Origin of the sequence: Pseudomonas sp. Q11 (assembly GCF_024494355.1) — a bacterium.
Classification (GTDB): Bacteria; Pseudomonadota; Gammaproteobacteria; order Pseudomonadales; family Pseudomonadaceae; genus Aquipseudomonas; species Aquipseudomonas hefeiensis.
In genome coordinates this window covers 104,649-131,043 of the sequence record NZ_JAKNQY010000009.1, presented here as the reverse complement: position 1 = coordinate 131,043, position 26,395 = coordinate 104,649, and the positions used below count along the sequence as shown (strand labels likewise).

The following is a 26,395-nucleotide window of genomic DNA, read 5'->3' as shown; positions in this document are numbered from 1 at the left end:
CCATGACAAGCCCGACTCGATGGTCGGGCTTTTCCATGCTCAAGCTTTATTTGCTCGGATGAGCGGCCTGGAGTTTCTTGGCCATCTCCAGATGTTTTTCCAGGTCTGGAAGCATCTTCTGAGCGAACGCCTTCAGCTCGGTGTTGCCGGGCTTCTTGTCGTCAGTGACGGTTTCTGCTTCTTTCTTGAACAGGGCAATGGTTTCTTCGTGGGCCATCACCTGGTTGTTGGCGTAGGCCGCATCAAACGACTCCTCGCGCATATCGAGAATCTTGGCCTTGGCCTGCTTCACCAGCGTGGTTTCGTCCGGCACTTCGATATCGTGTTTTTTCGCCAGCGAGATCAACTCCTCGTTGGCTTTGGTGTGGTCGGAAATCATCATGTTGGCGAAGTCCTTGACGTCCGCCGAGCTGCTTTTTTCCAGGGCCAGTTTGCTGGTTTCGATTTCCGCGATACCACCGGCCGCCGCGTTGTCGACGAAGTCGTTGGAAGTCGCGGCCCAAGCCATGCCCATGCTGGTACTCAAGGCAACTGCCAGGCCGAGTTGACGCAGGGTAAATCCGTCCATAGGTAAGTCTCCACACAGGTTATACAAGGGACTTGTGTCGTCCTGTTCAATGGAGAGCGACGGGCGGACAAAGGTTTGATCGCAAAGCGTGCCGGTACGACGAACGGTCACCGCTGGTCGGATTGACGGTCGACAGAACCCCGTCGGCGAGGCCATTCTGATGGTCGACGAGCGCCGTAGACGGCGTTAGCCATCGTTCTACCAAAGGAGGTGTTCCATGCCGGTGAACCACGATTTGTGCCAGGATCTCAACTGCACAAAAGACGACATCCAGCAAAAACGCAGCGAGAATCCAAGGCTCGACTCGTTACTTCTCAAATACTCCCAAATTGATGCCGAAGTGGTCGACGCCGAGAAGCCGTCGTCCGCCGCACTGTCCGATGTTGCCCTGAAGACGCTCAAGGAGAAACGCTTGCAGGTCAAGGACGAGATCGCGCAGTACTTGCAGGAATAGCCATACGGCCGGGCTAGTGGTGAGGGGCCCTTGGTTTCGCAAGGGCCCTTTGGCTAGAGGCTTGTGTACCGCAAATCCGTCAGGTCAGCGGGTCCCAGCGCTGGGACCAGTCGCTGCCGCTCGTGACGATCTGGCGCAGCACTTCGAACGCTTGCTGCAACGCCGCTGAATCCCGATCCCGGGAGTACACGAGGTAAGTCGGGTAGTTGAATTCCGGCGCCTTGGGCACCCGCTCCAGGATGCCGCTGTCCAGGTAGCTCTGCACGACCCGGGTACGGAAGTAGCCGCTGCCGCCGTTTTCCAGGATGTACTGCAGGGCCAGTGGGCCGAGGTTGAAGGTCACGGCCGCCTTGGCCTTGTCCGGCAACGCGGTGTCGTGCTGGCGACGGAAGTCTGCACTCCAGTCGATGTACACGTAGGGCTCGGGACGGCTGGCCAGGCGTACCAGGATCAGTTTCTCCTCCAGTAACTGTTCCACTTGCAGCCTCGGCCAGTATTCGGGCTGATACACCACGGCGGCATCCAGCAGGCCCAGTTCCAGTTGTTCCAGCAGTTTCTCGCCGTCGCGGATGTCCATGCGCAGGGCATGGCCGGGGATTTTCTGGCGCAGTTCCTCAGCCCAGGCGAGCATCAAGGGATTGCACAGGCTGACCTCGCCACCGAGGTGCAGAACGTTGCGAAAGCCTTCGGGCAAGGGCAGGTCCCGGCGGGCCGCTTCCCAGGTCTGCACCAGTTGATTGGCATACACCACGAAGGCTTCACCGTCGGCGGTCAGGCGCGCGCCGGCACGGTTGCGCACAAACAGCACGCAGCCGAGCTGGCTTTCAAGCTTCTGGACCCGCGCTGTGATGGCTGTCTGGGTGACGTGCAGCTTGTCGGCAGCCGCGGCGAGACTGCCGTGGCGAACGATTTCCAGAAAGGTGCGGGCGAGGTCGATGTCCATGGTCAGGCCGATGCGGGGAAAGCGGGGATTGTACGATACCTGCGAACCGACGCAGGGCCCTTTGCCGGATGTGCCGGCGCTATCGCGAGCAGGCTCGCTCCCACAATTGCTCCGGGTGATGAAGATTGAGCTTCGCCCCAGATCCCTTGTGGGAGCGAGCCCGCTCGCGATAGCGCTGGGTCAGCCAGTGGAGATGCTCAAGTGAAAACACAAATCCCGCCACAGGGGCGGGATTCGTTTGCAGCCAGGGCGCCCGGAGAAAGGGCGGGCAGACTCAGGCCGGGAACAATTCGGACAGTTTCATCGCCAGCATCATGTCGCCTTCGGCGCGCAGTTTGCCGCCCATGAACGCTTGCATACCGTCGGTATCGCCGCTGACGATGCCCTTGAGGGTTTCGCTGTCCATGATCAGCGTGCAGTTGGCGCTTTCATTTTCACCTTCTTGCAGCTCACAGGTGCCATCCTTGACGATCAGGGCGTATTGCTTGTCTTCATCGGTGATGTTGAAACCAAATACCAGGTCCAGGCCGGCAGCGGCGGCAGGGTTGAACTTGGCTTTCATGGCTTGTACGGCGTCGGCTACGGAGGTCATGGTTTCGATCCTTATTTGGGTTATACAGCAAGGGTCTACAGTAATCCGGACTCAGCGAAAGGTGATGAGGTCCGGGGCCTTCAGCAGTTGCAGGTGGGCATGACTGTTGAAGGAAGCCAGGGCCACCTCGCGGCCCCTGAATTTCAAGTGGTTGAGCGAGGTGTTGACGATTTGCCAATTCAGTTCGAAGGCCTGCCGCGCAGGCATCTGGGTGATCAGGTGGAGCAGGGCGGTGATGGTCCCGCCGGAGGTGAATACGGCGATTTTCTGGGAATTGTCGGCTTGCTCCAGAATGCGCTGCAGGCCGGCCTGGACCCGGTCGACGAAGCCCAGCCAGCTTTCCAGTTCGGGCGGGTCGTATTGGCCGCCGAGCCAGCGTTCGATGATCAACGCGAAGATGCGCTGGAATTCGGCGCGGTTTTGTGCGGCGTTGCGCAGGATGTACAGGGCTTCGGGTTCCTGGGGGAGCATGTCCGGCAACAGGGCGCGGATTACCGCGTCGGCGTCGAACTCATTGAACGCCGAATCGATTTCCAGTTCGGGAACCGGTAGCCCGGCGGCGGACATCCGGTCCAGCGCACCGGTGGCGGTATCCTGCTGGCGACGCAGGTCGCCCGAAAGACAGCGATCGAACACGACACCCAGCTCGGCGAGGTGGCTGCCCAGCACTTGCGCCTGGCGTACACCGTTTGGCGAAAGGACATCGTAGTCGTCCGCACCGAAGGAGGCTTGGCCATGTCGAATCAGATAGATACTGCCCACGTCCGCGTCATCCCGGTACGTTGAAGGTTTGGCGAGGTTATGAGGATGGCGGTGAGCTGTCAATGAAAAAACATACGCTTGTTTGAAATGCCCGTTACAGCCTTGTCCAGCTGCCCTTGCGTTAAGGTAACCATAGGTTTCATGGCTGGTCGCGGCGCAGGCGCATGGGTATGCTGGACGCGTTGAGTGCCCGCGCTTGAGCGGCGTTTTGAATTTATTAGGAGCCATCGTGGAGTTTTTCATCGAATACGCCAGTTTCCTGGCCAAGACTGTGACGCTGGTGATTGCCATCCTGGTGGTGCTGGCCAGTTTTGCTGCCCTGCGCAGCAAGGGGCGGCGCAAGTCTGCCGGCCAGTTGCAGGTGAGCAAACTCAACGACTTCTACAAGGGGCTGCGCGAGCGCCTGGAGCAGACGCTGCTGGATAAAGACCAGCTCAAGGCGCTGCGCAAGACGGAAGGCAAGGCTGAAAAGGCCGCCAAGAAAAATAAGGACAAGCCGGCAGCCAAGCCTCGGGTATTCGTGCTGGATTTTGACGGTGACATCAAGGCTTCGGCCACCGAAAGCCTTCGTCATGAAATCACCGCATTGCTAACCCTGGCGACCCCGAAGGATGAAGTGGTGTTGCGCCTGGAAAGCGGCGGCGGCATGGTCCACAGCTACGGCCTGGCCTCGTCGCAACTGGCCCGGATTCGTCAGGCCGGCGTGCCGCTGACGGTGTGCATCGACAAGGTCGCGGCCAGCGGCGGCTACATGATGGCGTGCATCGGCGAGAAGATCATCAGCGCACCTTTTGCCGTTCTTGGCTCCATCGGCGTCGTGGCCCAGTTGCCTAACGTCAACCGTCTACTGAAGAAACACGACATCGATTTTGAAGTGCTGACGGCCGGTGAATACAAGCGCACGTTGACGGTGTTTGGCGAAAACACCGAGAAGGGCCGGGAAAAGTTCCAGGAAGACCTGGACATCACCCATGAGTTGTTCAAGAACTTCGTGTCCAACTACCGTCCGCAACTGGCCATTGATGAAGTGGCGACCGGAGAAGTCTGGCTGGGCGTCGCGGCACTGGACAAGCGCCTGGTGGACGAGCTGAAGACCAGCGATGAATACCTGGCCGAACGAGCCAAGAGCGCCGAGCTGTACCACCTGCACTATGCCGAACGCAAAAGTTTGCAGGAGCGCATCGGCATGGCGGCCAGCGGTTCGGTGGACCGGGTGCTGCTGAGCTGGTGGAGCCGCCTGACCCAGCAGCGGTTCTGGTAACGGCTAATCCCTGTGGGAGCGAGCCTGCTCGCGATGACGGTGGCACATCCAGCATCACCTGCTCAGGCGAGCCGCTATCGCGAGCAGGCTCGCTCCCACATTGGGTTCAGGGTGGGCTGAAGATCAGGTTCCGCACCAATCATCCATCCATAAAAAAGCCCTGAACCGGAACACCCGGATCAGGGCTTTTTTGTATCAGGTTTCAGCGACGACGAAACAACGGCAGCGGTTCGTCAGTAGCCGCCTGGTAGGTCACCGAGAAGTCCTTGAGGCTTTCGAGGGCCTCAAAGGGGTCCTTGTCGGCGCGCAAGGCAAAGGCGTCGAAACCGCAACGGCGCATATAGAACAATTGGTCACGCAACACATCGCCAATCGCCCGCAATTCACCCTTGAAACCATAGCGGTCACGCAGCAGGCGGGCGTTGGAGTAGCTACGCCCGTCGGTGAAGGCCGGGAAGTTCAGGGCGATGACCTGGAGCTGATTGGCGTCATCACCGATTTCCTCCGCCTCTTCGTCAGCGTCCAGCCACACACCCAGGCCGCCATCGCGGGCCTTGAGGGCGTGAGCATGATCGCGCCACAGGGCCAGAGGCACGATCAGGTCGTCGCAGTTGGAAATACCATCGAGGGTCGCGTCCTTGGGCAACAAGTGCCAGGTTTCGTCGATAACCTCGTCGTTCTTAATTATTCGCTGCATAGACGCGTTCCTTGAAGAGGTCGATGCCGATACGTTGGTAAGTGTCGATGAAACGCTCGTCTTCGGTACGTTGTTCGATGTACACGTCGATCAGCTTCTCGATCACGTCAGGCATGTCGTCCTGGGCAAACGACGGGCCGAGGATCTTGCCCAGGCTGGCATCGCGGCTGCCGCTGCCACCCAGGGAAACCTGGTAGAACTCCTCGCCTTTCTTGTCCACGCCGAGGATGCCGATGTGGCCGACGTGGTGGTGGCCACAGGCGTTCATGCAACCGGAAATGTTCAGGTCCAGCTCGCCGATGTCGAACAGGTAGTCCAGGTCGTCGAAACGACGCTGGATCGACTCGGCGATAGGGATCGACTTGGCGTTGGCCAGGGAGCAGAAGTCACCGCCCGGGCAGCAGATCATGTCGGTCAGCAGGCCGATGTTCGGCGTGGCGAACCCTTGCTCGCGCAACTCGCCCCACAGGGTGAACAATTGGCTCTGTTCAACGTCCGCCAGGATGATGTTCTGTTCGTGGGAGGTGCGCAGTTGACCGAAGCTGTAGCGCTCAGCCAGGTCGGCCACGGCGTCCAGCTGCTTGTCGGTGATGTCGCCCGGCGCGACGCCGGTCGGCTTCAGTGACAGGGTCACCGCGACGTAGCCCGGCTTCTTGTGGGCCAGGGTGTTGCGGGTGCGCCAGCGGGCGAAGCCCGGATGTTCCTTGTCGAGTGCGGCCAGCTCGGCGTCTTGGTTGCCCAGGGCCTTGTAGTCCGGGTCGACGAAGTGCTTGGCTACGCGATGGACTTCGGCTTCGGTCAGTGTGGTCTGGCCGCCGCGCAGGTGAGTCATTTCAGCCTCGACCTTCTCGGCGAACACTTCTGGCGTAAGGGCCTTGACCAGGATCTTGATCCGCGCCTTGTACTTGTTGTCACGACGGCCGTAGCGGTTGTACACCCGCAGGATGGCGTCGAGGTAGCTCAGCAGGTCTTGCCATGGCAAGAACTCGTTGATGAACGCGCCGACCACCGGCGTGCGGCCGAGGCCGCCGCCCACCAGCACCCGGAAGCCCAGCTCGCCCGCGGCGTTGTAGACCGTTTCCAGGCCGATGTCGTGGACTTCAATGGCCGCACGGTCCGACGTCGAGCCGTTGATGGCGATCTTGAACTTGCGCGGCAGGTAGGCGAATTCCGGGTGGAAGGTGGTCCACTGGCGAACGATCTCGCACCAAGGGCGCGGGTCGATCAACTCATCGGCCGCGACACCGGCGAACTGGTCGGTGGTGACGTTGCGCAGGCAGTTGCCGCTGGTCTGGATCGCGTGCATCTGCACGGTGGCCAGCTCGGCGAGGATCTCGGGCACATCTTCCAGGGCCGGCCAGTTGTACTGGACGTTCTGGCGGGTACTGATGTGGGCATAGCCTTTGTCGTAGTCGCGGGCAATCTTGGCCAGCATGCGCACCTGACGCGAGGTCAGTTGGCCATAAGGCACCGCTACGCGCAGCATCGGGGCGAAGCGCTGGATATACAGGCCATTCTGCAAACGCAGAGGGCGGAATTCTTCTTCGCTCAGCTCGCCTGCCAGATAGCGTCGGGTCTGATCACGGAACTGCTTGACGCGGTCCTCAATGATTCGCTGATCGTACTCGTCATATACGTACATATAAGTCTCGGTCTCAGGCTTGGGCCGATCAGAAACAGCTGCATGTTGGCTCGCTGGAATCGGGTTCTGCCTCGGCAATTCTGCGCGCACGGCCGCGCACTCCTAGGGAGCCGGTGCAAGATACCTGTTTTGGGTTATGCGCAAAAGTGATGTTTGAGTATATGTAAAGAACCAAATCGACTAATGAGATTGATTATTGCCTAACCCACATTTGTCGTGCGGGCAATCATCGTCTTAACTGTGGACGAGTCCCTATGCAATCACCTACAAAACCGACAAGAGGCGATGCAATGAGCAATCCGACCAAAGCAAGGAAAAGCGACAGTTCTGTTGATGCCTGGGCCATTTTGTTTCTGATTATCCTGGTGGTGGGCACCGCGGTGTTCTGGGTCAGTCACCAATAGAGCGGTGGTGAAAAAACTGTGGGAGCGAGCCTGCTCGCGATAGCGGTGGTTCAGTCAATCATGAAGTGACTGACAAACCGCTATCGCGAGCAGGCTCGCTCCCACAGGGGGGGTAGGTGTGTCGTAGATAGATTTACAGCCCCGCCAGGTGCACCACCAGCTTGACGATGCCAAACAGCGTCAGGGCGAAGATCACCGTGAAGACGATGCCCAATACCACGAAGTGACTCGGCTTGCCGTGGGTGAAGTCACGGGCGCGGTTCTTGCCGCTCTGCACGCCGAAAGCGGCAGCCAGCACGCTGTGCATCATCTGCCACAGGGTCGGCGGCTTGTTGTCGATCGGATCGTCCATAAATCCCTCGTCTGCCATGGGTTTGGAACAAGCATAGACAAAAAAAGATCGCAGGCTGCGCCAGCTCCTACAGGAACACACAAAACCCTGTAGGAGCTGGCGCAGCCTGCGATCTTTTTCTTGTTAGTTGTCGTAACCCAAATTCGGCGCCAGCCAGCGCTCAGTCACACTCAAGTCCTGACCTTTACGCGCGGTATAGCTCTGGACCTGATCCTTGTCGATTTTGCCCACGGCGAAATATTGCGCCTGGGGATGGGCGAAATACCAGCCGCTGACGGCTGCCGCCGGGAACATGGCGTAATGTTCGGTGAGGAACACGCCGCTGCGTCCAGCCTTCAGTTCGCTGGCCGCGGGGTCGAGCAGGCGGAACAGGGTGGCCTTCTCGGTGTGATCCGGGCAGGCCGGGTAGCCGGGGGCAGGGCGGATGCCGGTGTATTGCTCCTTGATCAGGGCGTCGTTGTCCAGGCGCTCGTCCTTGGCGTAGCCCCAATGTTCCTTGCGCACCTGCTGGTGCAACCATTCGGCACAGGCCTCGGCCAAGCGGTCGGCCAGGGCCTTGACCATGATCGAGTTGTAGTCGTCGCCGGCTTCCTGGTAGGCCTTGGCGACTTCTTCGGCGCCGATGCCGGCGGTGGTGATGAAGCCGCCCACGTAGTCGGTCACGCCGCTGTCCTTGGGTGCGACGAAGTCGGCCAGGGAGAAGTTCGGCTTGCCGTCGGTCTTGATGATCTGCTGGCGCAGGTGATGCAGGCGGGCCAGTGGCTTGCCATCCTCGCCATAGACTTCCAGATCGTCGTCATGCACTTGGTTGGCCGGCCAGAAGCCGAACACGGCGCGGGCGCTGATGAGTTTCTCGTCGATCAGCTTGCGCAGCATCGCCCGGGCATCGGCGTACAGTGCGGTAGCCGCTTCCCCGACCACTTCGTCGGTCAGGATGCGCGGGTACTTGCCGGCCAGGTCCCAGGAGATGAAGAACGGTGTCCAGTCGATGTATTCGGCCAGCACGTTGAGGTCGATATCGTCCAGCACCCGGGCGCCGGTAAAGGTCGGCTTGACTGGCTGGTAGCTGCTCCAGTCGAACTGCGGCTTCTTCGCCACGGCGGCCGGGTAGCTCAAACGTTCGGTACGGGCGCTGCGGTTGGCGGTGCGCTCGCGAACGTCGATGTACTCCAGGCGGGTTTTCTCGACGAATGCCGGCTTGAGTTCCTTGGACAGCAGCTGGGTGGCTACGCCCACGGCGCGCGAGGCGTCGGTGACATAGATCACCGCATCGTTGCTGTACTTGGGTTCGATCTTCACCGCCGTGTGGGCCTTGGAGGTCGTGGCGCCACCGATCATCAGGGGCAGGTGGAAGTCCTGGCGCTGCATCTCGCGGGCCACATGCACCATCTCGTCCAGGGACGGAGTGATCAGGCCGGACAGCCCGATGATGTCGCACTTCTGCTCCTTGGCCACCTGCAGGATCTTCTCCGCCGGCACCATCACGCCCAGGTCGACCACGTCATAGCCGTTGCAACCGAGCACCACGCCGACAATATTCTTGCCGATGTCGTGGACGTCGCCCTTGACCGTCGCCATGAGGATCTTGCCCTTGGCTTCCGGCTTGTCGCCTTTTTCCGCCTCGATGAATGGAATCAGGTGAGCCACGGCCTGCTTCATCACCCGGGCGGATTTCACTACCTGGGGCAGGAACATTTTGCCGGCGCCGAACAGGTCACCGACGATGTTCATGCCGGCCATCAGCGGGCCTTCGATGACTTCGATCGGGCGGGCGAAAGACTGGCGAGACTCTTCAGTGTCTTCGACGATGTGCGTGGTAATGCCCTTGACCAGCGCGTGTTCCAGGCGCTTGTTCACTTCCCAGCCACGCCACTCTTCGGTCTCCGCTTCCTTGACGCTGCCGTCGCCCTTGTACTTGTCGGCGATGGCGAGCAGGGCGTCGGTGCCTTCAGGCGTGCGGTTGAGGATCACGTCTTCCACGGCGTCGCGCAGTTCCAGCGGGATCTGGTCGTAGATCTCCAGTTGGCCGGCGTTGACGATGCCCATGGTCAGGCCCGAGCGGATTGCATACAACAGGAACACCGAGTGAATCGCCTCGCGCACCGGGTTGTTGCCCCGGAACGAGAAGGACACGTTGGACACGCCACCGGAGGTCAGCGCATAAGGCAGTTCGTCGCGGATGTAGGCGCAGGCGTTGATGAAGTCCACGGCATAGTTGTTGTGTTCTTCGATACCGGTGGCGACGGCGAAGATGTTCGGGTCGAAGATGATGTCTTCCGGCGGGAAGCCGACTTCATTGACCAGGATGTCGTAGGAGCGCTTGCAGATTTCCTTCTTGCGCGCTTCGGTGTCGGCCTGGCCGGCCTCGTCGAAGGCCATCACCACCACGGCGGCACCGTAGCGCTTGCACAGCTTGGCATGATGGATGAACTGCTCGACGCCTTCCTTCATGCTGATGGAGTTGACGATGCCCTTGCCCTGGATGCACTTGAGGCCTGCTTCGATCACTTCCCATTTCGAGGAGTCGATCATGATCGGCACGCGGGAGATGTCCGGTTCGCCGGCAATCAGATTGAGGAAGGTCACCATGGCCTTCTTCGAATCGAGCATGCCCTCGTCCATGTTGATGTCGATCACCTGGGCGCCGGCCTCGACCTGCTGCAGGGCCACTTCCAGGGCTTCGGTGTAGTTGTCGTCGCGGATCAGCCGGGCGAACTTGGCCGAACCGGTGATGTTGGTCCGCTCGCCGACGTTGACGAACAAGGAGCTGCGATCAATGGTAAACGGTTCCAGGCCCGACAGGCGGCAAGCCCGGGGAATCTGTGGAATCTGTCGCGGCGCGTAGCCGGCCACGGCCTTGGCGATGGCTTCGATATGCGCAGGCGTGGTGCCGCAGCAGCCGCCGACGATGTTCAGGAAGCCGCTCTGGGCAAACTCTTCGATGACCTTGGCGGTGTCCACCGGCAGTTCGTCGTATTCACCGAATTCATTGGGCAGACCGGCGTTAGGGTGCGCCGATACGTGGGTGCTGGCCTTGTTCGACAGCTCTTCGAGGTACGGGCGCAACTCGCTGGCGCCCAACGCGCAGTTCAAGCCCACGGAAATCGGCTTGGCGTGGGCGACGGAGTTCCAGAAGGCTTCGGTGGTCTGGCCGGACAGGGTGCGGCCGGACGCGTCGGTGATGGTGCCGGAGATCATGATCGGCAGTTCGACGCCTAATTCCTCATACACCCCTTGCACGGCGAAAATCGCTGCCTTGGCGTTCAGGGTGTCGAAAATGGTTTCGATCAGGATCAGGTCGGCGCCGCCTTCGATCAGGCCCTTGGTGGCCTCGGTGTAGTTCTCCACCAGTTCGTCGAAGGTTACGTTGCGATAGCCGGGGTTGTTCACGTCCGGCGACAGCGAGCAGGTGCGGCTGGTCGGGCCTAGCACGCCGGCAACGAAGCGCGGCTTGTCCGGTGTTTCCAGGGTCTTGGCGTCGGCCACTTTTCGGGCCAGGCGCGCGCCTTCCAGGTTCAGCTCGTAGGCCAGGCTCTGCATGCCGTAGTCGGCCTGGGACACCTGGGTGGCATTGAAAGTATTGGTTTCCAGGATGTCCGCGCCGGCATCCAGGTAGGCTTTTTCGATGGCGCCGATCACATCCGGGCGACTCAGTACCAACAAATCATTGTTGCCCTTGACGTCGCTCGGCCAGTCGGCGAAACGCTTGCCGCGGTAGTCTTGTTCCTCAAGCTTGTAGCTCTGGATCATCGTGCCCATGCCGCCGTCGAGGATCAGAATGCGTTCCTTGAGGGCCTGCTGGAGAAGATAAAGGCGAGCGCTGCGATCGGACATAGGACTACCTGGAAAAAGACCATTACGAAGGCGGGGATGATAGCAAACCTGTACAGGATTTGATCATGGGCGGTTTTTCATGAATTTTGCTCATGTTTGCAGGGCGATGCCAGCCCGGTAGAATCGCTGCACTATCTCTTAGGGACCCGAGACATGCCGTACCGCGTCTTATTCGGCAGTCTGTTGCTGCTGTTGGCTTTTAACTCAGCGGCAAAGGATCCCGCCCCGGCGATTTCCTACACGCGCGACATCCAGCCGATCTTCACGGAAAAATGCGTGGCCTGCCACGCTTGCTATGACTCTGCGTGCCAGCTGAACCTTGGCAGTGGCGAAGGTGCGTCCCGGGGTGCGAGCAAGCTGCCGGTCTATGACGGTGAGCGACGCCAGGCTGCCGAGCCTACCCGCTTGTTCTATGACGCCTCCGGCCAGCGCGCCTGGCAGCGCAAAGGCTTCTATTCCGTGCTTGATGCGCAAGGCACCCAGGCCGCGCTGATGGCGCAAATGCTCGAACTGGGGCACAACACACCGTTGCAACCCAACGCGAAGTTGCCGGAGGAAATCGTGTTGGGTCTGAACCGTAACAACAGCTGCCCAATGCCGGGGCAATTCGACGAGTACGCCGCCGCGCATCCCAAGGAAGGCATGCCCCTGGCGGTCACTGGCCTGACCGATCAGCAATATCAGACCTTGCAGCGCTGGCTCGCCGCCGGGGCTCCCATCGATCAGCAAGCGCTGGCGCCGAGCGCCGCCGAAGCCTTGCAGGTGCTGCAGTGGGAAAACCTGCTCAATGCCCCCGGCGCCCGGGAAAGCCTGGTGGGCCGGTGGTTGTTCGAGCACTGGTTCCTGGCGCACATTTATTTCAAGGATGGCGAGCCGGGGCATTTCTTCCAGTGGGTACGTTCGCGCACGCCTACCGGCCAGCCAATCGACCTGATCAACACCCGCCGCCCGAACGATGACCCTGGCACCCACGTGTATTACCGGCTCTGGCCGGTGCAAGGGGTGATCGTGCACAAGACCCACATCACCTACGGGTTGAGCGCGGCGAAAATGGCGCGGATCAAGAGCCTGTTCTACAGCGGCCGTTGGCAGGTCACTGCGTTGCCGGGGTACGGGCCGGAGCGCCGGGCCAACCCGTTCTCAACCTTCGAAGCGATCCCGGCCCAGGCTCGCTATCAGTTCATGCTCGATAACGCCGAGTATTTCGTGCGCACCTTTATCCGCGGCCCGGTTTGCCGGGGCCAGATCGCCACGGATGTGATTCGCGACAACTTCTGGGCGCTGTTCCAGGCTCCCGAACATGACCTGTACATCACCGACCCCAATTACCGCGGCCAGGCCACACCGTTGCTGGCGATGCCTGGGCAGAACGACGATGTGGGCAGCGTCCTGAGCCTGTGGCTGGACTACCGGGACAAGCGCAACGAATACGAAGCCTTGCGTCGCGACAACTATGCCGACCTGCCTGCGCCCAGTTGGTCGACGCTGTGGGCCGGCAACGACAATGCCTTGCTGAGCATTTTCCGGCATTTCGACAGTGCTTCAGTCACCAAGGGCCTGATTGGCGAGGTGCCGCAGACGATGTGGCTGTTCGACTTTCCATTGCTGGAGCGCACTTATTATCAGTTGGCGGTGAACTTCGATGTGTTCGGCAACGTGTCCCACCAGGCCCAGACCCGACTTTACTTCGACCTGATTCGCAACGGTGCGGAGCAGAACTTCCTGCGCTTGATGCCAGCCGACTCCCGCGAGGATTACCTCAACGATTGGTATCAGTCGGGTGGAAAATTCAAGATGTGGCTCGATTACGAGGCCATCGACGACGACAAACCGACCGCTTTCAAGCTTGACGAAAGGGACCCCAAGCGCGATTTCGTCCGGCAACTGCTGGTCCGTTACGGCGACTTGAACGCGCGGCCCGATCCGATCAACCGCTGTGAGGGCGCCTATTGCTCGCGTCCGAACATTGATCCGGCCTTACAGAACGCCGAACAGGCCCTCAGTCGCCTGGCTTCCAGGCCAGCGGCGGGGCTGAGCGTCATCAACCAGTTGCCCGAAGCGACCATGCTGCGCATCGAAACCGTCGGCGGCCGCCGTGAGGTCTACAGCCTGCTGCGTAACCGCGCCCACAGTAACGTGGCATTTTTGCTGGGCGAGGCGCTGCGTTACCAGCCGGGGCTGGACAGCTTGACGGTCTATCCGGGCGTGCTGAGCAGCTACCCGAACTTCATCTTCAACATCCCCGCCGAGCAAGTGCCGGCCTTTGTCGACGCCATGGAAAGTGCCCGGGACGGGCAGGCGTTCGAGCGGGTTGTCGAGCGCTGGGGGATTCGGCGCAGCCACCCGCAGTTCTGGCAGTACTTCCATGACCTGAGCCTTTACATGCAGGAGGTGGAGCCACTGGAAAGTGGCGTATTGGACATGAATCGCTACCAGAACCTCTGATCAGGATATCCGGGTGCTTTTCCGACAAAAATACTAGGACTTTGTCCGGCGCGATGATTGGCGTAAACTGCCGGCAAGCCTGCGAGGAATTTCCATGACCGCCATTACCATTACCGATGCTGCCCACGATTACCTGGCTGACCTGCTGTCCAAGCAGAACACGCCGGGTATCGGGATCCGCGTCTTCATCACCCAGCCCGGCACCCAGTACGCCGAAACCTGCATTGCCTACTGCAAGCCGGGGGAAGAGAAGCCCGAAGACACCGCGTTGGGGCTCAAGAGCTTCACCGCTTACATCGACTCGTTCAGCGAAGCGTTCCTGGACGATGCGGTGGTCGACTACGCCACCGACCGCATGGGCGGCCAGTTGACCATCAAGGCGCCGAACGCCAAGGTGCCGATGGTCAATGCCGACAGCCCGGTCAACGAGCGCATCAATTATTACCTGCAAACCGAAATCAACCCGGGGCTGGCCAGTCACGGCGGCCAGGTTTCGCTGATCGACGTGGTGGAAGACGGCATCGCCGTGCTCCAGTTCGGCGGCGGCTGCCAGGGCTGCGGCCAGGCTGACGTGACCTTGAAGGAAGGCATCGAGCGCACCTTGCTCGAGCGTATCCCGGAGCTCAAGGGTGTGCGCGACGTGACCGACCACACGCAGAAAGAAAACGCCTACTACTGATAGGTGTTCGCTGCGAATACAAAAAACGGTGTGTGGCGAGGGAGCTTGCTCCCGCTCGATTGCGAAGCAATCGCAAGGCAACCGGTGTGTTCTTCGTGATGGGCGCATGAATTGCCGGGGGCCGCTTCGCGGCCCAGCGGGAGCAAGCTCCCTCGCCACAATTACTTGAGAGTCTGTCAGATCGAGTCAGGGTCTGTAGAGATGCGCATGCCCGGCGCGGTACAGTGACGACTCACTGAACACATCATTACCCAGCACGCGTCCCACCAGGATCAGCGCCGTGCGCCGAAAGCCCCTGGCCTGGACCTTTTCGGCGATATCAGCCAGCGTACCCACCACCCAATCCTGATCCGGCCATGTCGCCCGGTGAATCACCGCAATCGGGCAATCCGCGCCGTAGTGGGGCAGCAGTTCGCTGACAATTTTTTCCAGATGATTGACGCCCAAGTGAATCGCCATGCTCGCCCCGTGCTGCGCCAGGCTGCCCAGTTCTTCGCCGGCAGGCATCGCGGTTTTGTCCGCATAGCGGGTGAGGATCAGGCTTTGGGAAACGTCCGGCAAGGTCAGTTCGGCGCCCAGCAGGGCGGCGCAGGCTGAGGTCGCGGTCACGCCGGGAATGATCTCGAAGGGGATGTCCAGTTCCCGCAGGCAACGAATCTGCTCGCCGATGGCACCGTACAGGCTCGGGTCGCCGGAGTGTACCCGAGCCACGTCCTGGCCCTTGAGATGGGCAGTCCTGATCAATTCGATAATCTGCTCCAGGTGCAGCTCGGCGCTGTTGACCACCTGTTCGGCGCTGTGGCCTTCCAGCACGGCCATGGGCACCAGGGAGCCGGCATAGATGATCAGCGCGCAGCTACGGATCAGTCGCTGGCCTTTGACAGTGATCAGTTCCGGGTCGCCAGGGCCGGCGCCAATGAAATAAACGGTCATGACCGGTTCCTAAAAGGTGAGTGAGCGACGCTGAATGAAGATCGCTCATGATTGAGGGCGCGAATTATCGGGATTCAGGCCGTGACCGCCAATGCCAACGTGACGCTGGGGCCTTTCTGGCGGGGAATCAGCAATGTTGCGGGCGTCGTGCCCAACCGATCGGCCAGGGCCAGGGCAGCGCTTTCGGCGATGCCATAGCAACCGGTGTGCTCAAAAGCGATCTCGGAGCGGTGACTGAGCCGCTCCTGGTAGCTGGACAATTGCCCGGCATTGAAACAGGTCAGCGGCAACTTCAGTTGCTCGGCCAGCTCCAGGAGACCCGGCTCGTCTTGCTTGAGGTCGATACTGGCCAAGGCTCGAACCCCAGAGAGCTCAATGCCGTGCGCCAGCAACGTCTGGTCAAGCAATGCCCGCAACCTGCTGGCAGGGCAGCCGCGCTGACAGCCCAGGCCGACCACCAGGATCGGCCCGTTGCTCATGCGTCGTGGCGAGCCTGGTCGCCGCGACGGAACAACCATGCGCTGACCAGGCCCAGGGCCAGCCAGAACGCGACGTTGGTCACTTGCGAGGCGAGCTTGAACTGGCTTTCAAGTGCTTCGGGCGCCAGCATCGAGTGGACCTCAGGCTGCGGCGCGCCGATGACATGGGGCACCAGCAAGGTCGCCACGCCCAACAGTTTGAGCAACCAATGCCTGCCGAAGACAATCAGGGCGATGCCCACCGCAGTGGACGCCGCGGTGCCGATCCACCACATCTGCCGCTGGGCCAGATCGGCCGCTGCCGTGCCGGGCAGCTCCGGTGGCAGGCCGAGGGTAGGCGCCAGGACAAAAGTGGCATAACCGGCCAGACCCCAGAGCAATCCCTGGGACGTGCGAGTCGGCGCACGCAAGGTGTACAAGCCCGCCAACATCAGGGCGAAACCCACCGCGACCACCAGATTGCCGCCCGTGGTGGAGAGCACTCGTTGCCAACCGTCTTGCGGCTCCCACGCTTGGGCGTCATGGGCATGGGCAACCCCAGCGGCGTGCTCATGGAGCTCGGTAGCCGGGGCGCTTTCGTAGGTCTCGGCCTGCAGAATCAGCGGCGATACCCAGAAACTCTGGAGGAGGGTCAGCAGCAGGGCGGCCAGCAGTCCGCTGAAACCGGCGGTTTGCGCGATACGCTTGATCATGTCGTCAGGTCTCAATGGCACGGGAATGCGGCGCTGTGGCGGGTGTCGTGGGCCGCGTTGTGCACCGCTTCGATATGGGAGAAACCGGCGAAATAGACAAGGCCCGCGCCGAGGATCGAGGCGAAAATCGCTGCGCTCAGGCGCTGGCTCAGGGTTGTGGAACTGCTGGCGGTACGGGCGGTGCTGCTGATGGTCGACATGGCGCTTCCCTATGGTCTTGTCATCGGGTGAATCGAGCGCAATGAAACCCCGGGCGCAGGCCCGCCAAGGTTCGAACAGCGCCCGCCCACCGCGGGTTTGTTGATGCATGAGTCATGGGCCGGTCTCCGGGCTCGCGAGGGGCAGGGCTTGTACCTGGCCGGCAGCGTCACCTTCCCATGCGCCCTTGTTGTAGCAGGGCATGCACAGTGGATCTGACGCTTCTCTCGCTTACCGTTGCGGGGGCAGCACCGGACTGACGTGGCTTGCAAGCAAGCACACGATTCACCGGTTTCCCGTTTCACCCTGTGAAGGGCACCCAAAACTAGGCGCACAGGAGAGCATGGGCGGGGGCTGGGCGTCAATTGGCGGATACCCCGTTGTGCCCATCGCGAGCAGGCTCGCTCCCACAGTTGAGCTTTGTTGAACATGCAATTGTGTGATCGGCGAGATTTATTGTGGGAGCGAGCCTGCTCGTGATAGCGCCCGCAAGACACCACAGAACTCACCAGCGGAGATTGACCCGCCCCCACACCCTGCGTAGCCTTGCGCCTTCGAGGTTCTTCGGCATTGGCCGAAGCTAAGAAGGGAACGCGGTCCAAGCCGCGGCTGCCCCCGCAACTGTGAACGGTGATGTTTCTGCAAGGCCACTGTGCATGCTCTTTTACCAAGGGTGCACGGGAAGGCGCAGCAACTGCCAGTCGAATGACTGGCCCACCGTCAGCCAGGAGACCTGCCTCGACACAGATTCTCACTACAACCGGGCGGGGTGACCCGGTGGCGAAATCTTCCGCGTGCGCCCAAGCGTGCGGGTTGTCGTCCCGTTTGCCCGCCACCTTGCCAAAGGGCATCCGATGAAAACACTGGCCAAACTCCCTGTCACCATCGTCACCGGTTTCCTCGGCTCGGGTAAAACCACCTTGCTGCGGCACATGCTCGATAACGCTCAAGGGCGGCGCATCGCGGTGATCGTCAACGAATTCGGTGAGCTGGGCATCGACGGCGAAATCCTCAAGCAGTGCTCGATCGGCTGCACCGAAGAAGAAGCCAACGGTCGCGTCTATGAGCTGGCCAACGGTTGCCTGTGCTGCACCGTGCAGGAAGAGTTTTTCCCGGTGATGCGCGAGTTGGTGGCGCGGCGCGGTGACCTCGATCACATCCTTATCGAAACCTCCGGCCTGGCGCTGCCCAAGCCGCTGGTCCAGGCTTTCCAGTGGCCGGAAATCCGCAGCGCGTGCACCGTCGATGCGGTGATCACTGTGGTCGACAGCCCGGCCGTGGCCGCCGGCACGTTCGCCGCGTTCCCGGATCAGGTCGATGCCCAGCGCAAACTTGACCCCAACCTGGACCACGAATCACCGCTGCACGAGCTGTTCGCCGACCAACTGGCGAGCGCCGACCTGGTGATCCTCAACAAAGCCGACCTGATCAGCCCTGAAGACCTGGCCAAGGTGCGCCTGGAAGTGGCCGAAGAGCTGCCGCCGGCGGTCAAGGTCATCGAAGCCAGCAGCGGCCGCTTGCCTCTGGACGTGTTGATCGGCCTGGGCGCCGGCTCCGAGGAACACATCGACAGCCGTCACAGCCATCACGACCATCACCATGACGGCGACGATGACGACCATGATCATGACGCTTTCGACTCCATTTCCATCGAACTGCCCCAGGCCGACGAAAGCCTGTTGCTGGACGCGCTGACCCAATTGGTGGTCCAGCACGGCGTGCTGCGGGTCAAGGGGTTCGCGGCACTTCCTGGCAAGCCGATGCGTTTGCTGATCCAGGGCGTGGGCACGCGCTTCGACAAACATTTCGACCGCCAGTGGGGCGCCGATGAAGCGCGGGTCACCCGTCTGGTGCTGATTGGCCAGGCGCTGGATGCCGGGTTGCTCGAAGCGCAGTTGCGCGCCGCCCTCAGCGTCTAAACCATGCACCTGCTCAGGACCCAGCCCGGCGGTTTCGTGTCGGACGACAACATTGCCGATCTCGGACAAACCCCCGCCGAGCTGGTGATCCTGTGCAGCGGCGACTCCAGCCTGGCGCTGCTGGCCGAAGCGGCGCGGCAGTTGCCAGACGACTATCCGCAGTTTCGCCTCGCCAACCCGATGCAGGTGCAGAACCACGCCTCGGTGGATCTGTATTTCGACGACGTGTTGCGTCACGCCAAGGTCATCCTGCTTTCCCTGCATGGTGGCATCGGCTATTGGCGCTACGGCATTGAACGCCTGATGGAACTGGCCGGGCGCGGGGTGAAGCTGATCCTGGTGCCGGGGGACGATCGGCCGGACCCGGAACTCAGCGACCTGAGCAACGTACCCAATGAGGATCGGGACCGGCTCTGGCAGTTCCTGCGCCAAGGCGGTTTGGGCAATGCCCTGGATCTGTTCCATAACCTGGCCAGCCAATGGTTCGGTCGCGACTATCCTTGGGGCGAACCCCAAACCCTGCCGCGCACGGCGATCTACCATCCGGAAAGAACCAACGCGACCCTGAGCGATTGGCAAAGCGACTGGCGGGCCGGGCAGCCGGTGGCGGCGGTGCTGTTTTATCGCTCCCACCTGCAAGCGGCGAACACGGCATTCATCGACGTGTTTTGCCAGCGCCTGCAAGCGGCGGGGCTCAATCCCTTGCCAATTGCCGTGGCGAGCCTCAAGGAGCCCGGTTGCCTGGCCTTGGTCGAAGACTGGCTGGATGAGGTGGCGGCGGGGGTGATCCTCAACACCACCGGCTTCGCCCAATCGAGCCCCGAAGCGCCACACCTGCGACCGTTTCGCCGCAACATCCCGGTGATCCAGGCGATCTGCGCCCAGGACAACGAGCCTGGCTGGCGCGCCAGTGAGCAGGGCCTGGGCCCGCGGGATCTGGCGATGCACATTGCCCTGCCGGAACTGGACGGGCGGATCATCAGTCGCCCCATCAGTTTCAAGGACCTGGCCTGGCGCAGCGAGCGCAGCCAGAGCGATGTGGTCTGCTACCGCGCCGTGCCCGAACGCATGGATTTTGTCGCTGAGCTGGCGTGGCGCTGGACGAACCTGGCGTGCCTGCCCAATTCGCAAAAGCGCGTGGCGCTGATCCTCGCCAACTACCCGACCCGGGATGGGCGCATTGGTAACGGCGTCGGCCTGGACACCCCCGCAGCGGCGGTGAATATCCTGCGCGCCTTGCAGGCCGAGGGCTATCCGCTGCCGGCTGAACTGCCTGCGAGCGGCACCGCGCTGATCCAGCAACTGCTCGGCGGGGTGAGCAACGACCTGGACAGTCTCGACCAGCGGCCCTGTCACCAGAGCCTGGCACTGGAGGCTTACCGGACCCTGTTCGACGCATTGCCCGAGGCCAATCGCCAGGCGGTGCTGGAGCGCTGGGGCGCGCCCGAACAGGATCCGATGTTCCGCGATGGCCGGCTGATGATCGCTGGCGTGCGCCTGGGCCTGACGTTCGTCGGCATCCAGCCGGCCCGAGGCTATCAGGTCGATCCGAGCGCCGTGTACCACGACCCGGATCTGGTGCCGCCCCACGGCTACCTGGCGTTTTATTTCTGGCTGCGTAACACCTACGGCGTCCACGCGCTGATTCATGTCGGCAAGCACGGCAACCTCGAATGGCTGCCGGGCAAGGGCGTCGGGCTCTCGGAAAACTGCTGGCCGGATGCGCTGCTGGGACCGTTGCCGAACATTTATCCGTTCATCGTCAATGACCCGGGCGAGGGCGCCCAGGCCAAGCGTCGCACCCAGGCCGTGATCATCGATCACTTGATGCCGCCGCTGACCCGGGCCGAAACCTATGGGCCGCTGCGTAACCTCGAGCTGTTGGCTGACGAATACTACGAAGCGCAACTGCTCGACCCACGCCGCGCCCGGGAACTGCAGCGAGACATTCTGAATCTGGTGCGCGAAACCCACATCGACCGCGAGTTGCAACTGGACGGCGATGCTGATGTGGCAATCTGGCTGCCACGCCTGGACACCTACTTGTGCGATCTGAAGGAGTCGCAGATCCGCGACGGCCTGCACATTTTTGGCGAGTCGCCCACACAACGGTTGCGCATCGACACCTTGCTGGCCTTGCTGCGCATTCCCCGGGGTGATGGCAAGGGCGCGCAGTCGAGTTTGCTGCGGGCGCTGGCCAAGGCCTTCGCGCTGGGTTTCGATCCGCTCGATTGTGCGCTGGCCGAACCCTGGGCCGGCGCTTGTCCCGAAGCCTTGCGTCGGATCAGCGACGAACCTTGGCGTACGGCTGGCGATACGCGTGAACGTCTGGAATTGTTCGCCGGGCAATTGATCGAGCAGGCCCTGGAAGGCGTGGTCGCGCAACTTGAGGCGCCGGGTTGGGAGACGGTGAACAGCATTATCGAAAACCTGCGCGGCGTCGTAGCTCCGCGTCTGGACGCCTGCGGCCCGGCGGAAATGCGCGGTTTGCTCGATGCCTTGAGCGGGCGCTTCGTGCCGGCTGGCCCTAGCGGTGCGCCCAGTCGCGGACGCTTGGATGTACTGCCCACTGGGCGCAACTTCTTCTCGGTGGACGTGCGCAACCTGCCGACTACCACGGCGTGGCGCATCGGTTTTCAGTCGGCGTCCCTGATCCTTGAACGGCACTTGCAGGACCACGGCGATCACCTGCGTCAATTGGGGCTTTCGGTGTGGGGCACCGCCACCATGCGCACTGGCGGCGACGACATGGCCCAGGCCATGGCGTTGATGGGCGTGCGTCCGGTGTGGGCTACGGGCAGCCAGCGAGTCGATGATTTCGAGATCCTGCCGTTGAGCCTGCTGGACCGGCCTCGGGTCGATGTCACGCTGCGGGTCTCCGGGTTCTTCCGGGACGCCTTTGCCAATCTGATCCGCCTGTTCGATGCGGCGGTGCAGGCCGTCGCCGCCCTCGACGAACCGGATGACATGAACCCCTTGGCGGCGAAGGTGCGCAGCGAGCGCCAGGCCCTGTTGGAATCGGGCCTTGAACCGGAGGTCGCGGCCCGTCAGGCCGGGTGGAGGATCTTCGGCGCCAAGCCCGGCGCCTACGGCGCGGGTGTGCAGGGCGCCATCGACGGCCGTCTGTGGCAGAGCCGCGAAGACCTGGCGCAGGTCTACCTGAATTGGGGCGGCTACGCTTACGGCGCCGGCGATGAAGGCACCGCCGCCCGGGAGCAGTTCTCCCGGCGCCTGAGCCAGGTGCAGGCGGTGTTGCAGAACCAGGATAACCGCGAACACGACTTGCTCGATTCCAACGATTACTACCAGTTCCAGGGCGGCATGCTGGCGGCGGTGGAGACCCTCGGCGGCGCAACGGCGGCCAGTTACCACGGCGATCACAGCCAGCCGGACTTGCCCAAGATCCGCACGTTGAAAGAAGAGCTCAACCGCGTCATTCGTTCCCGGGCGGCCAATCCGAAGTGGATCGACGGGATCAAACGCCACGGCTATAAAGGTGCATTTGAACTGGCGGCGACGGTGGACAACCTGTTCGCCTTCGACGCCACCACGCAGTTGATCGACGATCACCAGTACGCCTTGCTGGCCGATGCTTATCTGCTGGACCCCGATACCCGAAATTTCGTCCGCCAGCACAACCCCGATGCCTTGCGCGACATGACCGAGCGCATGCTCGAGGCGCAGCAACGGGGGATGTGGCAGGCGCCTGGGGAGTATCGTGAGGCGTTGGAGAATTTGTTGCTGGATATAGAGGAAGATGGCTGAGATGGGGACAACAGACGCGCATGTGTGGTGTGCTGTAGGAGCTGCCGAAGGCTGCGATCTTTTGATCTTTCGCTTGATACTCAAGCATCAGGAAAATATCGCAGCCTCGCTTCGCTCGGCAGCTCCTACAGGCCGAGCGGGAGCAAGCTCCCTCGCCACAGGTCCATGTTTGGGCCTTTGAACATGCATGAGATATTCAACATGACCGACACCCCTCATTTCCCGCTCTGCGCCGTGGTCGGGGCCGATGACCTGAAACTGGCCCTGTGCCTGGCTGCGATCGATCCGAAAATCGGCGGTGTACTCATCGAAGGCCCACGGGGCATGGCGAAGTCCACGCTGGCCCGGGGCCTGGCGGACCTGTTGGCCAGCGGCCAGTTCGTTACCTTGCCTTTGGGCGCCACTGAAGAGCGGCTGGTGGGCACCCTGGATCTGGATGCGGCCCTGGGGGAAGGGCGCGCGCAGTTCTCTCCCGGCGTTCTGGCCAAGGCCGACGCAGGGGTGTTGTATGTCGATGAAGTGAACCTGCTGCCCGATCACCTGGTGGACCTGCTGCTGGACGTGGCCGCCAGCGGCACCAACCTGATCGAGCGCGACGGTATCTCACACCGGCATCCGGCGCGTTTTATATTGATCGGCACCATGAACCCGGAAGAGGGTGAATTGCGTCCGCAGTTGCTCGACCGTTTCGGCCTGAACGTGGCCCTGGACGGCCACACCGCACCGGTTGAGCGCGGGCAGATTATTCGTCGTCGGCTGGATTTCGACAGTGATCCGGCGGCGTTCTGTGCGCAGTGGGAGCCGGCCCAGCAGCAGTTGCGTGAACGCTGCCAACAAGCCCGCGATCGGTTGATGCAGATTCCTCTGGATGACCAGGCGTTGGCGCAGATCACCGAGCGTTGTTTTGCCGCCGGAGTCGATGGTTTGCGCGCCGACCTGGTCTGGCTGCGGGCCGCCCGGGCCCATGCTGCGTGGCGGGCGTCGGATGCCATTGCCGCAGAGGACATTGATGCGGTCGCCGAGTTTGCGCTGCGTCATCGCAGGCACGAGCCTTCGGCCCCTGCGCCGTCCCAAACGCCGCCATCCACCGCCAATCAAACCGCCAGGCCCGACGAAGGCCAGGGCCAGTGGGGTGACCTGCCGGCCCGGGCATTGCCCATCGGTACTCGGCGTGATGTGCCGAGCTGGCCAAAAAAGCCCTAGGCATTCGCCCCCGCTCGCCCGCGGGGGGGAATGCCAGACCCCGTGCGGGGCGGTTGGACCAGGGTCGCCAGGGCCGCAGCAAGGCGGCGCCCAGCGGGGCGGTGAACTGGCCGGGCACCTTGCTCGTTGGCCGTCCACGCCTGCGTGAAGACCTGCGTTTCCAGCAACGCCATCGTTCGCCCCATGAGCTGTGGCTGGTCATCGTCGACGCCTCAGCCTCGACTCGTCGTCATCAAGCCTTGAGCGATGGCAAAGGCCTGCTGGCACAACTGTTCGATGACGCCTACCGCCAACGCGCCCGGCTGGCACTGCTGACGGCCAGCGGCAGCGCACCGGCCTGGCAGGTGCAAGGGCTCAAGGCCTCGGCCGGGCTACGAGACTGGCTCGACGGGCTGGGCGCCGGCGGTGGCACGCCGTTACTGGCGGCGCTGAACGAGGCCGGCCGCTGGTTGACGGCCCGGCGCAAGCGCTACCCGGCTGAGCAACAGCGGGTGTTGCTGATGACCGATGGGCGAGTCAAAGAGCCGCTGTCACTGCCGCCCCTTGATTGCTCATGTTTGTTGATCGACATCGAACGCGGGCCGATTCGCCTGGGGCGGGCCCGGCAATTGGCGGGGCAGTTGGGGGCGCAGTATCGGCATATTGATGAAGGGCTACCGGGCTCGGATGTTCGGTGACTGACAGGGCCTCATCGCGAGCAGGCTCGCTCCCACATTTGTTCTGTGGTGAACACACGATCAATGAACCCCACAACTCCCCCTGTGGGAGCGAGCCTGCTCGCGATAGCATCGCCCCGGTGTCAGATATCCGCACGCTCAATAAGCATCGCTGTTCTATGCTCAGCCAGCCCCCCACAGGAGTGAACCATGCGCGTACTCGTCACCAATGCCCAGGACGATTTTCGGGTCAAGGCCTACGCCGGCACCAACGGTGTGTTGCTCGCCATGGACCTGGCCGAACCCCGGCGCAAGGGTTTGCTCGGCTTTGCCATCGAGAAACAGCACGGCGCCAAGCCCTGGCTGTTCCTGTTCAACAGCCTGACCTTCCCTGACAAGGTTCACACGTTCCCGCAGTTTCGCGCCACGCCGAGCGATAAAGCACCGTTGCAGAAATTCCGCTGGGCCGACTACGCCATCAACCCCGGCGTGGCAATTCACTACCGCGTGCACCTGGCCTATGGCAGCCCTGATGCGCCGCAACTGGGGGAATCACTTGAGGTGTCAGTGACCAGTGACGATGGCCAGCCAAGCAACCAGGGAGTCATCTTCAACCGCGCCGTGGCCGCCAGCCAGGCCTTCCAGCGCAAATTTCCGGAGATTGACGCGCTGATCGATGCCAACAAAAACCTGTCCATCGATGCTTGGCCCGACGCACCGCGTCGCTGGCTGGAAAACGGCTTGCTGGGGCGCTTGACCGGTTTCATCGACCGGGCTCTGAATGCCAGCTGGGCCCTGGACGTTGCCATCTATGAATATGAGCTGCCGGTGATCGTCGAGGCTGTGAACGCCGCTTTCGCACGGGGTGCGCGGGTACGGGTGCTGTATCACGCCGAGCCGGGGGACGACGGTACGTTGCGCAATGAAGCGAGCTTGGCGACACTGCCGGCGGCCAACAAGCGCGGGCGTGTCACGCACAATATTTTCCACGACAAGTTCATCGTGCTGAGCAAGGTCGATGACGCCGGTTCATTACACCCCGAGGCCGTGCTGTGCGGCAGCACCAATTTCACCGCCAATGGCGTTTACCGCCAGGCCAACGTTATTCACGTGCTGGACGACCCGCGCGTCAGCAACAGCTATCGCCAGGTGTTCGAGCAGATCTGGGCCGCACCAGAGGACGTCGGAGCCACGCGCCAGTGGATCAACCGGAACAACCCCCTGGCCCCCGAGGAGCCATTATTCACCGGGTTCTCGCCACGTACGGGAGAGGGCGACCTGGATCGCTTCGTCGATATCATCAATGGCGCCCGAAAAGACCTGCTGTTCGTCACGGCCTTCGCCTTGCCCGACCGGATCCTCGATGCCTTGCTCGGCCAACCCAACGACGACGTGCTGCGTTACGGCCTGCAGAACACCAGCAGCCGCATCACCGGTTTTCATGCCGACCGCACCGCCGAGTTCGCCGCCACCGCGCTGCTCAATACCGGCCTGGAGGGCTGGCTCAGGGAAAACATGAAAGGCCAGAAAGGCAACTTGCTGGTGCATACCAAAGCCGTCGTCACCGACTTCACCAGCGACACGCCGACCATCATCAGCGGCAGCCATAACCTCAGCGCCGCGGCCAGCAGCGGCAACGACGAGAACTACCTCATCATCCAGGGCGACACCGACCTGGCCGACCGCTACGGGCTTGAACTGCTGCGCTTCTATGAGCATTACCGCTTTCGCTATTTCGTGAAAAAACTGGCGCTCAAGCAGGTCAAGCCGCTGGCGGTGGATGACAGCTGGACGGACGATTATTACCGCGACGGGGATTTGCGGATGTTGTCCAGGGTGAGGTTTTGCGGACGCTGAACTGTGATAAGAGATGTTTTAGAGTGCTATTTTTAGCGCCATTAAGAGTGCTCAAGGACT

At 61.9% G+C, this 26,395-nt stretch carries 21 protein-coding genes and 2 riboswitches; of the genes, 9 read left to right on the top strand and 12 right to left on the bottom strand.

What is annotated here, in order from left to right:
- Positions 1-46: 46 nt before the first annotated feature.
- On the bottom strand, positions 47-568 hold the full coding sequence (locus tag MA884_RS12155; protein WP_256230765.1) for a DUF4142 domain-containing protein: 522 nt from the start codon (positions 566-568) through the stop codon (positions 47-49).
- A 217-nt stretch (positions 569-785) separates the two neighbouring features.
- On the opposite strand from MA884_RS12155, the gene MA884_RS12150 reads away from it, so the two are divergent.
- Entirely contained in the window at positions 786-1,022 is a 237-nt protein-coding gene (locus tag MA884_RS12150) for a YdcH family protein (protein ID WP_256230764.1), read from the top strand.
- A gap of 79 nt (positions 1,023-1,101) precedes the next feature.
- On the opposite strand, the gene MA884_RS12145 is transcribed toward MA884_RS12150, so the two are convergent.
- The 3 genes from MA884_RS12145 to MA884_RS12135 all read right to left on the bottom strand — a co-directional run bounded on the left by MA884_RS12145 (position 1,102) and on the right by MA884_RS12135 (position 3,319).
- Positions 1,102-1,965 (bottom strand): LysR family transcriptional regulator, encoded by an 864-nt coding sequence (locus MA884_RS12145; RefSeq protein ID WP_256230763.1) that lies wholly within the window; start codon positions 1,963-1,965, stop codon positions 1,102-1,104.
- A 274-nt stretch (positions 1,966-2,239) separates the two neighbouring features.
- Entirely contained in the window at positions 2,240-2,557 is a 318-nt protein-coding gene (locus MA884_RS12140; RefSeq protein ID WP_256230762.1) for an SCP2 sterol-binding domain-containing protein, read from the bottom strand.
- 51 nt (positions 2,558-2,608) lie between these two features.
- Positions 2,609-3,319, bottom strand: coding sequence for a histidine phosphatase family protein (locus MA884_RS12135; protein WP_256230761.1), 711 nt, complete (start codon positions 3,317-3,319; stop codon positions 2,609-2,611).
- A 229-nt stretch (positions 3,320-3,548) separates the two neighbouring features.
- Here MA884_RS12135 and sohB point away from each other — a divergent pair, with 229 nt between their 5' ends.
- On the top strand, positions 3,549-4,580 hold the full coding sequence (sohB, locus tag MA884_RS12130) for a protease SohB (RefSeq protein ID WP_256230760.1): 1,032 nt from the start codon (positions 3,549-3,551) through the stop codon (positions 4,578-4,580).
- Positions 4,581-4,782: 202 nt separating this feature from the next.
- On the opposite strand, the gene MA884_RS12125 is transcribed toward sohB, so the two are convergent.
- From MA884_RS12125 to metH, 4 genes are all read right to left on the bottom strand, one after another.
- Positions 4,783-5,277 (bottom strand): DUF934 domain-containing protein, encoded by a 495-nt coding sequence (locus tag MA884_RS12125; protein ID WP_256230759.1) that lies wholly within the window; start codon positions 5,275-5,277, stop codon positions 4,783-4,785.
- A complete protein-coding gene (locus MA884_RS12120; protein WP_256230758.1) occupies positions 5,261-6,919 on the bottom strand; it encodes a nitrite/sulfite reductase in 1,659 nt (552 codons plus the stop codon). Before MA884_RS12120 ends, MA884_RS12125 begins: the two co-directional genes overlap by 17 nt.
- 537 nt (positions 6,920-7,456) lie before the next feature.
- Complete coding sequence (locus tag MA884_RS12115; RefSeq protein WP_092396051.1) at positions 7,457-7,675, bottom strand: DUF2970 domain-containing protein; 219 nt, start codon at positions 7,673-7,675, stop codon at positions 7,457-7,459.
- A 123-nt stretch (positions 7,676-7,798) separates the two neighbouring features.
- Entirely contained in the window at positions 7,799-11,509 is a 3,711-nt protein-coding gene (gene metH, locus MA884_RS12110; protein WP_256230757.1) for a methionine synthase, read from the bottom strand.
- A gap of 153 nt (positions 11,510-11,662) precedes the next feature.
- On the opposite strand from metH, the gene MA884_RS12105 reads away from it, so the two are divergent.
- Positions 11,663-13,954 (top strand): fatty acid cis/trans isomerase, encoded by a 2,292-nt coding sequence (locus tag MA884_RS12105; RefSeq protein ID WP_256230756.1) that lies wholly within the window; start codon positions 11,663-11,665, stop codon positions 13,952-13,954.
- A 94-nt stretch (positions 13,955-14,048) separates the two neighbouring features.
- Entirely contained in the window at positions 14,049-14,633 is a 585-nt protein-coding gene (gene nfuA / locus MA884_RS12100) for a Fe-S biogenesis protein NfuA (RefSeq protein ID WP_003225494.1), read from the top strand.
- Between the two features lie 186 nt (positions 14,634-14,819).
- Here the strand turns inward: nfuA and cobM are convergent, their stop codons facing one another.
- The 4 genes from cobM to MA884_RS12080 all read right to left on the bottom strand — a co-directional run bounded on the left by cobM (position 14,820) and on the right by MA884_RS12080 (position 16,937).
- The gene (gene cobM, locus MA884_RS12095; protein WP_256230754.1) at positions 14,820-15,566 is read right to left on the bottom strand and encodes a precorrin-4 C(11)-methyltransferase; all 747 of its coding nucleotides are present in this window, start codon (positions 15,564-15,566) and stop codon (positions 14,820-14,822) included.
- Positions 15,567-15,640: 74 nt separating this feature from the next.
- On the bottom strand, positions 15,641-16,045 hold the full coding sequence (locus tag MA884_RS12090) for a cobalamin biosynthesis protein (RefSeq protein ID WP_256230753.1): 405 nt from the start codon (positions 16,043-16,045) through the stop codon (positions 15,641-15,643).
- Entirely contained in the window at positions 16,042-16,737 is a 696-nt protein-coding gene (locus MA884_RS12085) for a CbtA family protein (RefSeq protein ID WP_256230752.1), read from the bottom strand. Before MA884_RS12085 ends, MA884_RS12090 begins: the two co-directional genes overlap by 4 nt.
- Before the next feature lie 11 nt (positions 16,738-16,748).
- Positions 16,749-16,937 (bottom strand): CbtB-domain containing protein, encoded by a 189-nt coding sequence (locus MA884_RS12080; protein WP_047227828.1) that lies wholly within the window; start codon positions 16,935-16,937, stop codon positions 16,749-16,751.
- A 99-nt stretch (positions 16,938-17,036) separates the two neighbouring features.
- Positions 17,037-17,273: riboswitch (cobalamin riboswitch) on the bottom strand.
- Positions 17,274-17,475: 202 nt separating this feature from the next.
- A riboswitch (cobalamin riboswitch) is annotated at positions 17,476-17,691 on the top strand.
- A gap of 98 nt (positions 17,692-17,789) precedes the next feature.
- On the opposite strand from MA884_RS12080, the gene cobW reads away from it, so the two are divergent.
- The 5 genes from cobW to MA884_RS12055 all read left to right on the top strand — a co-directional run bounded on the left by cobW (position 17,790) and on the right by MA884_RS12055 (position 26,335).
- The gene (cobW, locus tag MA884_RS12075; protein WP_305518849.1) at positions 17,790-18,854 is read left to right on the top strand and encodes a cobalamin biosynthesis protein CobW; all 1,065 of its coding nucleotides are present in this window, start codon (positions 17,790-17,792) and stop codon (positions 18,852-18,854) included.
- 3 nt (positions 18,855-18,857) lie between these two features.
- On the top strand, positions 18,858-22,619 hold the full coding sequence (gene cobN / locus MA884_RS12070; RefSeq protein WP_256230751.1) for a cobaltochelatase subunit CobN: 3,762 nt from the start codon (positions 18,858-18,860) through the stop codon (positions 22,617-22,619).
- 201 nt (positions 22,620-22,820) lie between these two features.
- Entirely contained in the window at positions 22,821-23,822 is a 1,002-nt protein-coding gene (locus MA884_RS12065) for an ATP-binding protein (protein WP_256230750.1), read from the top strand.
- Positions 23,823-23,875: 53 nt separating this feature from the next.
- Entirely contained in the window at positions 23,876-24,499 is a 624-nt protein-coding gene (locus tag MA884_RS12060) for a VWA domain-containing protein (protein ID WP_256230749.1), read from the top strand.
- 189 nt (positions 24,500-24,688) lie between these two features.
- Positions 24,689-26,335 carry a phospholipase D-like domain-containing protein gene (locus tag MA884_RS12055; protein ID WP_256230748.1) on the top strand — a complete coding sequence of 549 codons (1,647 nt, stop codon included), beginning with the start codon at positions 24,689-24,691 and terminating at the stop codon, positions 26,333-26,335.
- Positions 26,336-26,395: the final 60 nt, after the last annotated feature.

Excerpts from the sequence above, each read along its gene's own strand:
- MA884_RS12155 (WP_256230765.1), bottom strand. The coding sequence starts at position 568 with ATGGACGGATTTACCCTGCGTCAACTCGGCCTGGCAGTTGCCTTGAGT.
- MA884_RS12150 (WP_256230764.1), top strand. The coding sequence starts at position 786 with ATGCCGGTGAACCACGATTTGTGCCAGGATCTCAACTGCACAAAAGAC.
- MA884_RS12145 (WP_256230763.1), bottom strand. The coding sequence starts at position 1,965 with ATGGACATCGACCTCGCCCGCACCTTTCTGGAAATCGTTCGCCACGGC.
- MA884_RS12140 (WP_256230762.1), bottom strand. The coding sequence starts at position 2,557 with ATGACCTCCGTAGCCGACGCCGTACAAGCCATGAAAGCCAAGTTCAAC.
- MA884_RS12125 (WP_256230759.1), bottom strand. The coding sequence starts at position 5,277 with ATGCAGCGAATAATTAAGAACGACGAGGTTATCGACGAAACCTGGCAC.
- MA884_RS12120 (WP_256230758.1), bottom strand. The coding sequence starts at position 6,919 with ATGTACGTATATGACGAGTACGATCAGCGAATCATTGAGGACCGCGTC.
- MA884_RS12115 (WP_092396051.1), bottom strand. The coding sequence starts at position 7,675 with ATGGACGATCCGATCGACAACAAGCCGCCGACCCTGTGGCAGATGATG.
- metH (WP_256230757.1), bottom strand. The coding sequence starts at position 11,509 with ATGTCCGATCGCAGCGCTCGCCTTTATCTTCTCCAGCAGGCCCTCAAG.
- MA884_RS12105 (WP_256230756.1), top strand. The coding sequence starts at position 11,663 with ATGCCGTACCGCGTCTTATTCGGCAGTCTGTTGCTGCTGTTGGCTTTT.
- nfuA (WP_003225494.1), top strand. The coding sequence starts at position 14,049 with ATGACCGCCATTACCATTACCGATGCTGCCCACGATTACCTGGCTGAC.
- cobM (WP_256230754.1), bottom strand. The coding sequence starts at position 15,566 with ATGACCGTTTATTTCATTGGCGCCGGCCCTGGCGACCCGGAACTGATC.
- MA884_RS12090 (WP_256230753.1), bottom strand. The coding sequence starts at position 16,045 with ATGAGCAACGGGCCGATCCTGGTGGTCGGCCTGGGCTGTCAGCGCGGC.
- MA884_RS12085 (WP_256230752.1), bottom strand. The coding sequence starts at position 16,737 with ATGATCAAGCGTATCGCGCAAACCGCCGGTTTCAGCGGACTGCTGGCC.
- MA884_RS12080 (WP_047227828.1), bottom strand. The coding sequence starts at position 16,937 with ATGTCGACCATCAGCAGCACCGCCCGTACCGCCAGCAGTTCCACAACC.
- cobW (WP_305518849.1), top strand. The coding sequence starts at position 17,790 with ATGAAAACACTGGCCAAACTCCCTGTCACCATCGTCACCGGTTTCCTC.
- cobN (WP_256230751.1), top strand. The coding sequence starts at position 18,858 with ATGCACCTGCTCAGGACCCAGCCCGGCGGTTTCGTGTCGGACGACAAC.
- MA884_RS12065 (WP_256230750.1), top strand. The coding sequence starts at position 22,821 with ATGACCGACACCCCTCATTTCCCGCTCTGCGCCGTGGTCGGGGCCGAT.
- MA884_RS12055 (WP_256230748.1), top strand. The coding sequence starts at position 24,689 with ATGCGCGTACTCGTCACCAATGCCCAGGACGATTTTCGGGTCAAGGCC.